General features: G+C 71.3%; 6 protein-coding genes. 5 read left to right on the forward strand and 1 reads right to left on the reverse strand.

The annotated features are described in order from the left end of the window. Window positions 1-626: 626 nt before the first annotated feature. The 5 genes from CEK69_RS16780 to CEK69_RS16800 all read left to right on the forward strand — a co-directional run bounded on the left by CEK69_RS16780 (window position 627) and on the right by CEK69_RS16800 (window position 6,357). Window positions 627-2,882, forward strand: coding sequence for a TonB-dependent receptor (locus CEK69_RS16780; protein ID WP_226975199.1), 2,256 nt, complete (start codon window positions 627-629; stop codon window positions 2,880-2,882). Then, window positions 2,882-3,172, forward strand: a complete 291-nt coding sequence (locus tag CEK69_RS16785) for a hypothetical protein (protein WP_152246840.1) — start codon at window positions 2,882-2,884, stop codon at window positions 3,170-3,172. Before CEK69_RS16780 ends, CEK69_RS16785 begins: the two co-directional genes overlap by 1 nt. Then, on the forward strand, window positions 3,162-3,434 hold the full coding sequence (locus CEK69_RS16790; RefSeq protein WP_152237748.1) for a hypothetical protein: 273 nt from the start codon (window positions 3,162-3,164) through the stop codon (window positions 3,432-3,434). Before CEK69_RS16785 ends, CEK69_RS16790 begins: the two co-directional genes overlap by 11 nt. Continuing rightward, window positions 3,431-4,978: a PepSY-associated TM helix domain-containing protein gene (locus CEK69_RS16795; protein ID WP_152246842.1), complete on the forward strand. Its 1,548-nt coding sequence runs from the start codon at window positions 3,431-3,433 to the stop codon at window positions 4,976-4,978. Before CEK69_RS16790 ends, CEK69_RS16795 begins: the two co-directional genes overlap by 4 nt. A 203-nt stretch (window positions 4,979-5,181) precedes the next feature. Then, entirely contained in the window at window positions 5,182-6,357 is a 1,176-nt protein-coding gene (locus tag CEK69_RS16800; protein WP_152246844.1) for a GGDEF domain-containing protein, read from the forward strand. Window positions 6,358-6,540: 183 nt separating this feature from the next. Here CEK69_RS16800 and CEK69_RS16805 read toward each other — a convergent pair whose 3' ends face one another. After that, the gene (locus tag CEK69_RS16805; protein WP_152246849.1) at window positions 6,541-8,025 is read right to left on the reverse strand and encodes a carboxylesterase family protein; all 1,485 of its coding nucleotides are present in this window, start codon (window positions 8,023-8,025) and stop codon (window positions 6,541-6,543) included. Between the last annotated feature and the right edge of the window lie 31 nt (window positions 8,026-8,056).

An 8,056-nucleotide genomic window follows, 5' to 3' on the forward strand; every position in this document is an offset into this window, starting at 1 on the left:
TTCCCTTCCGAAGCGGCGGCCAGCGCGGGGAAACACCCGAAGGGCGGCGTACATGGATGTACGCCGTCCGCGGCAGGGGCAGGATGCCCCTTCCGCGGATCCCCGTGATGGACGCGGACCCGGAGCGCGCAGCGCGGAGGGCGCGTAGGCAGGGCGCGCTTTCTTTTGGTTACCTTTTCTTTGCGCGAGCAAAGAAAAGTAACTCGCCCGCAAGGGCGAAAGCCTTTGCTCTTGACTGATGTATCAGATGAAGTGAGCTGCAGTAGCGGCTTCAGCCGCGACGCGCGACGCGCCAGCCTCGCTATGCCCCTGGGACGATGGCCCCCTGCATCGCGGCAGCCGCCGGTCACGGCGTCGGGACTGAAGTCCCTCCCACAACACGTGTCTGCGCGTGACGCATACGTTGGCGATGCCCACCCGTAGGAGCAGCTCCTACGCTCCCAAGACCCCTGAGCAAACCTGCCACCCATCCCAAATCCCATGGCAGCCCCGCCCCGGCTCTGCTAAAGTCCGCGCCCAGCGCTGCCGCGTCCGGCAGCCAGGCACAGCCGCCGCCATGCCTTCAACCGTGAGTCTTTCGGGGGAAGTGGTGTATGCGCGTCGCGCGGTCCGTGTTGTCCTTATGCGTGGTATCCGTCTTGCTGAGCTGGGCGCCGCCAACGCGCGCTGCCGGCGCCGATGCCGCGCCGCCTCCTGATCCCACCACCCTCGACCAGATCGTCGTCACCGGCGAGAAGAGCGGGCGCAGCGTGCAGGACACCACCAGCTCGGTCGCCGTCACCACCGAAGCGCGCATCGAGCAGGAGAACCTGCAGAACGCCTACGAGGTGTTCAACCGCACCGCCAACATGGCCCAGACCTACGGCGACGCCGGCTTCAGCATCCGCGGTATCCGCAACATCGACGGCGGCAGCGATGCGCCGCTGGCCACCATCTACCTGGACGGCGCCGCCCTGCCGTGGAAGGCGATCAGCTGGGCGCCGCTGAGCCTGTGGGACCTGCAGCAGGTGGAAGTCCTGCGCGGCCCGCAATCGACCCTGCAGGGCGAGAACGCCCTGGCCGGCGCGATCGTCCTGCGCACCGCCGAGCCGACCATGGACTGGCAGGGCAAGCTGCGGGTGCTGGCCTCCGATCCCTCCGACCGCAGCCTGGCCGGCGCGGTCGGCGGCCCGATCGTCGCCGACGAACTGGCGTTCCGCGCCTCGGTGGAGCAGCGCAGCTTCGACGGCTACACCTGGAACCTCACCCGCCAGGCCGCCGACGACGCGCAGGTCTCGGCGATCTACCGCGGCAAGCTGCTGTGGACGCCGTCGGCGATCGCCGGGCTGAAGGTGCAACTGGGCTATACCCGCTCGCACCGCACCGGCCCGTACATGTACAGCTACGTGCGCACCGATCTGCCCGACTATTTCGGTCACCGCTACACCACCACCAACACCCCGGACCGCACCCGCAGCGACAGCGACATCGTCACCCTGCAGGCCGACTACGCGCTCTCCGACGCCTGGTCGTTGTCCTCGGTCAGCGCCTGGAACAAGGTCACCTCGTCCAGCCTGTGGGACATGGACCATGGCCCGGATAACGCCGGCTATGCGCGGCGCCAGCTCGACGACACCACCGCCTCGCAGGAACTGCGCCTGCACTACGCCGGCACCGCGGTGCAGGGCCTGATCGGCGCGTACTGGGCGCGGCACGTGGAAGACAACGACGCGCAACTGCTGAACAACGTCGCCACGCCGACCACCACCATCGCCAGCCTGCTGCGCAGCGCCGGCGTCCCGGCCGCCACCGCCACCGCGATCGCCACCCGCTACGCGCAGGCGCTGCCGGTGATTCCGGTCGACTACGTCAGCGCCAGCCCGACCCGCTCCAGCAACCGCGCGCTGTTCGCCGACGGCCAATGGCAGGTGGGCAGCGGGTTCTCGCTGCTGGGCGGGCTGCGCTACGACCGCCAGCGCTACGCCATGGCCTCCGACACCACCGCGGCCTTCGCCGGCCGCTATCCCGATCCGGCCGCCTTCGCCGCCAGCGGCACCGCGCTGTACCGGGCCATCGTCGCGATCAACCAGGGCGTGGCCGGCATCGTGCGCTCGGCCAACGGCGAGGTGGCCTGGAACACGCGCGACTTCGACGCGCTGCTGCCCAAGCTCGGCATGCGCTACGACTGGAACCCGGACCTGTCGACCAGCCTGGTGGTGCAGCGCGGCTACCGCTCCGGCGGCTCCAGCTTCAACTCGGCGCGCAGCCAGGCCTTCCCCTACGACCCGGAATACACCTGGAACTACGAAGCCGCGCTGCGCTCGCAGTGGCTGGACCGGCGCCTGACCCTCAACGCCAACGCCTACTACATCGACTGGAAGGACAAGCAGACCACCGCCTACTTCGGCCTCAACAGCTTCGACTACAACACCGTCAACGCCGGCCGCGCGCATCTGTACGGGGCCGAGCTGGAGGCCAGCCACCGCCCCAACGAGGCGTTCGACTGGTACGGCTCGCTGGGCTATGCGCGCACCCGCTACGACAGCTTCGCCACCATCGCCGGCGCCTCGGTGATCGACTACGCCGGCCGCGAGTTCGCCTACGCGCCGCACTGGACCGCGGCGCTGGGCGCCAACTGGCGCTTCGCCGAGGGCTGGCTGGCCAACCTCAACGCCAGCTTCCGCGACCGCGTCTACACCGACATCGGCGCCGGCGCGGTGCAACTGGCCTCGCGCACCGTGGTCAACGCCAAGTTCGGCTACGAGAACCTGGACTGGAGCGCGTGGATCTTCGCCAACAACCTGCTCGACCGGAACTACGTGCAGTACCGCTGGGCCACCGATCCGGTCGCGATCCTGGGCGCGCCGCGCGTGGTCGGCATCGGTTTCGAGGCGCGCTGGTGATGCTCGCCTTTGCCACCGCCGGCTATCTGCTGGCCGCCGCGCTGGCGGCGCTGGCGTTCTACCTGGCCACCGCGCACCAGCGGCTGCGCCCAGCCTGGCGCCGGCACGCGCGCGCGCTGCGCGTGGCCGGCACGCTGCTGTGCGCAGTGGCACTGGGCGCGGCGATCGCCGCGCTGGGCGTGTGGGCCGGCGTCTTCGCCGCGTTGAGCGCGACGATGCTGGCGGCGGTGGCCCTGCCGTACCTGGATGCGTGGCGACAATTGCACCGAGGGGCTGGCGATGTGGGTTAGGTGGCTGGCGGCGATCGTGCTGGGCCTGCCGCTGGCGGTGGGCGTCATCGGCTTGTGCGTGCTGCTGTGGCCGGGCGACCTGCAGGTGCACACGTTGCCCTGGCTGTTGCTGGTGTTCCCGCTGTGGGTCGGCGCGATGTCGCTGGCCTTCGTGTTCCGTAGCGGCGCGCGCGCGTGGCTGTGGCTGGGCGCTGCGACCGCACTGTGCTACGTGGCGCTTTACCTGCTCAAGGCCACCCACCTCGTGCAGGTGAGCGCATGAAGGCCGCGACCCTGCGCCAGTTCCTGTCGGCGCACAGCTGGATGGGCCTGCTCGCCGGCATGGCCTTGTTCATCGCCTTCTACGCCGGGGCCATCAACGTGTTCACCCACGACCTGGAGCAGTGGCCGCGCCCGGCCGCGGTGCAGGCCCCGGCGTTGCCGCCGGAGCAGGCCGCGCAGGCGCTGACCGATGCGGTGCTGGCGCGGCATCCGGCGCTGGCCGAGTCGTACACGCTGATGCTGCCCGGCGAGGGCCGCACGCAGCCGCAGTTGTTCGCGTTCGGGCCGACCGCGGAGCAGGCCTTCGGCGGCATGGTGCAGTTCCAGCCCGGTGCCGACGGGCAGCCGGTGCAGCTGCCGCAGCGCAGCGGCTTCGTCGCGTTCCTGTACGACCTGCACTTCACTGCCGGGCTGCCGCGCACCTTCGGCACCTACCTGTTCGGCGTGGTCTGCCTGCTGTACGGGGTGGCCCTGGTCAGCGGCGTGGTGCTGTACGCGCCGGTGCTGCTCAAGGACCTGTTCGCGCTGCGCCGCGGCCGCAACGTCAAGCGCTTGTGGCAGGACGCGCACAACGCCATCGGCATGCTGTCGCTGCCGTTCCACGTGATCTTCGCCTGGTCCGGCGCGGTGCTGACCCTGGGCGTGCTGCTGCTGGCGCCGTTCCAGTACCTCGTGTTCGACGGCAAGCTGATGCAGGTGCTGCAGCCGGACTTCGAACTGGCGCCGCACGTGCAGCCCGCGCACGTGCCTGCGCCGATGCTGCCGGTGGCAGAGCTGGTGAAGCGGGCACGCGCGGCCAATCCCGGCTTCGCGCCGGAGAGCCTGTCCTTCCACGATGCCGGCGACGCCAATGCGCAGGTGGAGCTGTACGGCCACCAGGAGCAGCGCCGGCTCAACACGCTCGGCGGCGTGGCGCTGCGCGCGGCCGACGGCCAGGTGTTGCGGGTGCTGTCGCCGCAGACCATGTCGCCGGGTGTGGCCGCGCTGCGCGGCCTGCAGACCCTGCACTTCGGCGACTACGGGCGCTGGCCGCTGCAGTGGCTGTACTTCCTGCTCGGGCTCGGCGGCGCGTTCCTGTTCTACAGCGGCAACCTGCTGTGGGTGGAAGCGCGGCGGAAGCGCCGCCAGGTCGCGCAGCCGTTGCGCACCCACGTCATGGCGCGGCTGACCACCGGCGTCTGCCTGGGCTGCGTGGCCGGAGTGTCGGCGCTGTTCGTGGCCGCGCGCCTGTTGCCGCCGGGGATGGAGCGCGGGGCGTACTACGCCGTGTTCGCGCTCGGCGTGGCCTGGTCGCTGTTGCGGCCGACCGCGCGCGGCGCCTACGAACTGCTGCTGGCCTGTGCGGTGCTGACCGTGCTGGTGCCGCTGGCCGGGTTGCGCGGCGCCGCCGGCTGGGTGGCGCCGTGGAGCAGCGGGACGCTGCTGGCCATCGACGCCTGCGCGCTGGCGCTGGCCTGGGCCTACTGGCAGATGGCGCGCGCCGCGTATCGCCGCGGGCAGGGCGGCGATCCACACAGTGTGTGGGCGTTCCCGCCGCCGCGCTGACGCTCGCCCTGCCGTGCCAAGGCGGCGCGGCAGGGCGCTGCTGTCACGCAACCGATCGTCCCAAAAGTGGACAATCACGCGCCGGTGCTTTTTCATGGTCTCGACGTGGGCACCGCAGCGTCCGCGCGAAACCGAATCGGGTGACACGATCTGATGTGACCTGATCCGCACTTCGCGCCGCGTTGCCGTCGACAGGGGACTGCATGCACGAGCGTTACCAGGAGCCACACGACGCACCGCCGGGCGAGGCCTACGCGGCGCAATTGCGCAAGGGATTCGCCGCGCTGCGTTTCGATCCTCCGCTGGAACGGGCGTACCGCCACTACACCGCCGCCACGCTGGGCTTCGCGCAGCGCGTGGCGGCTTCGCTGGGCGTGTTGATCGCGCTGCTGCTGCTGGGCTGGGACGCGGTGCATTTCGGCTGGCGCGGCGGCGGCCTGCTCGGCTATGCGGTGGCGGTGCGCGTGGCGACCCTGCTGGCGCTGCTGTGGGTGGCGGCGGCGATCCATCGCGCCGACACGCACGGCCCCGGCCGTGCCGCGCTGTTGCTGCTGGTCGGCGGCACCGGGCTGGTGCTGTCGAGCATCGGCTACCCGCCGCAGGAACTGCGCTATGCGGCGGCGGTGATGACCCTGGTGATCGTGGCCGGCTTCTTCCCGTTGGGCATGGCGTTGTGGCAGAGCGTGGCGGTGGCGCTGCTGCTGTGCGCGATCAGCGCCGTGGCCGGCCATCTGCTGCTGGAGGGCACGGCGCACGATGCCTACCTGCGCCTGCAGTGGCTGCTGTGGACCGCGGTGCCGGTCGGCGCGGTCGGCGGCTACCTGCGCGAACACTCGCGCCGCGAAGGCTTCCTGCAGCGGCGAGTGCGCGACGACGAGGCCTTGCGCGACGCGCTCACCGGCCTGGGCGACCGCCGCCGCTTCGACGAACACCTGGCGGTGGCGCTGGCCGAGCGCAGGCGCCTGCAGCGCGGCCTGGCGCTGATCCTGGTCGAACTCGACGGCTTCGCCGCGCTGAATCAGCGCAGCGGCGCCGGGGCTGCCGACCGCGCGGTGCTGGAGGTGGCCGAAGCCATGCAATGCCTGCTGCGGCCGCTCGATGTGGCCATGCGCATCGGTGCCGACCGCTTCGCGCTGGTGCTGTACGACGCCAGCGGCGCGCACCTGCGCCAGGTGGCGCCGGCGCTGCGTGACATGGTCGAGGTGATGGCGATCGCGCAGGACACGGCGGACGCGCCGCCGCTGACGGTCAGCGTCGGTGCGCTGCTGGCCACGCCTGAGGACACGCCGGCCACGCTGATGCAACGGGCCGAGGCATTGCTGGATTCCGCGCGCGCCGTCGGCAACCGTGTGGTGCTGGCCGAGGACACCGGCTGGTAGCGCGCTGAGCCGGCGCGTCACCCCTCGCGACCGACGCCGCCGCAGCCGCCGCCATTGTGGGAGGGACTTCAGTCCCGACGCAGCACACCAACCGACCCGGGAAGCGCGCCTCTGCTTTCGACAGGCGCACACGGGTGTTTCGTCACGGCCACGCGCGCCGCGCGCGGCGATCGTGGCGCCGCCTCACAACGTCCCGCGCTGCACGAACGGCACCTGCGCGTAGAGCCGGCGCTCGCCGCCGCGCGGGTCGTGCGCCAGGCGGCTGTCGGTGTCGAACAGCAGGGTTTCGCGCTGGGCCAGCGAATACGGTTCCCAGCGGGGCAGGCCGGCGTGGTTGGGGTCGCCGTGGCGGGCGAAGGCCAGCAGCGCTGTGCTCATCGCATCGGCCATGCGCTGCGCGCCGGCGCCGTCGCCGGTGCGCGACCCGGGCTGGCGGATGTTGTCGAACACCAGCGGGATGTCCAGGGTGTGGAAGGCGCCGAACTTGCCGCCGTCCAGTGGCGAACCCCAGTCCAGTTGGTAGACCCAGGTCGGCGCGCCCTGCCGCGCGCGCGCCTCGGCTTCCTCGACCGCGCCACGCCAGGAGCGGCCGGCGGTGGTGGCGGCGAAGAACACCTCGCTCGGCGTGTAGTGCGGATACAGCCGTCGGTACTCGGCGATCACCACCTGCGGCGACAGGTCCACGTACTGCTCCTGCGCCAGCTTGTCCGGCAGCGCGTCCCAGGTCAGCGCGAAGTTGGCCGGATCGTGGCCGAGGAAGGCGCGGGTCTCGTCGTGGGTGTTGCCGATCACCATCGGGATGCGCGCCGACTGCGGCGGCGCGTCTGGCCAGAACGGATGCCGGTGCAGCACCTGCGCATCCAGCACCGGGCCCAGGTACAGCGCGGTGTCCTCCGCGCGCGATGGATCGCGGATGCGGGTGGCCTCGAGCACGCGCTGCAGCGGCAGCGTGCGCAGCGCGTCCAGTTGCGCTGGCTCCAACTGCAGGGCTTGCAGCAGCAACTGCGCGCGCTGGCTGGCGGCACGTGGCCCGGCGGCGGTGACCTGTTGCCCGCTCATGGTCCAGGCGCGGTGGAACAGCCCCTGCGCGGCCGGCATCGCCATCAGCGTGGCGATCTTGGCGCCGCCGCCGGACTGGCCGAACACGGTGACGTTGCCGGCATCGCCGCCGAACTCGGCCGCGTGCGCGCGCACCCACTGCAGCGCCTGTACCAGGTCGAGCTGGCCGACGTTGCCGGAGGCGGCATAGGCGTCGCCTCCGAACGGCGCCAGGTACAGATAGCCGAAGGCGTTGAGGCGATGATTGACGCTGATCACCACCACGTCGCCGCGCTGGCACAGGCGCACGCCGTCGTACAGCGGGTCGCTGCCGGAGCCGTTGTTGTAGGCGCCGCCGTGGATGTAGAACAGGATCGGACGCTTCGCACCGTCGCGTAGGCCCGGGGTCCAGACATTGAGGAACAGGCAGTCCTCGCTGACTGGCTCGGACCCGCGCTGCGGCGCCGACGCACCATAGGCGCCGCAGTCGCGCACACCGTGCCAGGGCCGTTCCTGCAGCGCCGGCTGGAAGCGTCGCGGCGCGGTGTCGGTGCCGTAGGGAATGCCCTTGAACACGCACACGCCCTGCTCGCGCACGCCACGGATGCGGCCGCTGCGGGTGCGCGCCAGCGGCGCCGCCGGCGCGCACCCGCAGCGGCCG

The sequence above is a fragment of the Xanthomonas sp. LMG 12462 genome, from assembly GCF_009192885.1.
Classification (GTDB): domain Bacteria; phylum Pseudomonadota; class Gammaproteobacteria; order Xanthomonadales; family Xanthomonadaceae; genus Xanthomonas_A; species Xanthomonas_A sontii.

Bases quoted from the DNA above. Each gene is read 5' to 3' on its own strand.
- CEK69_RS16785 (WP_152246840.1), top strand. From the start codon at position 2,882: ATGCTCGCCTTTGCCACCGCCGGCTATCTGCTGGCCGCCGCGCTGGCG.
- CEK69_RS16790 (WP_152237748.1), top strand. From the start codon at position 3,162: ATGTGGGTTAGGTGGCTGGCGGCGATCGTGCTGGGCCTGCCGCTGGCG.
- CEK69_RS16795 (WP_152246842.1), top strand. From the start codon at position 3,431: ATGAAGGCCGCGACCCTGCGCCAGTTCCTGTCGGCGCACAGCTGGATG.
- CEK69_RS16800 (WP_152246844.1), top strand. From the start codon at position 5,182: ATGCACGAGCGTTACCAGGAGCCACACGACGCACCGCCGGGCGAGGCC.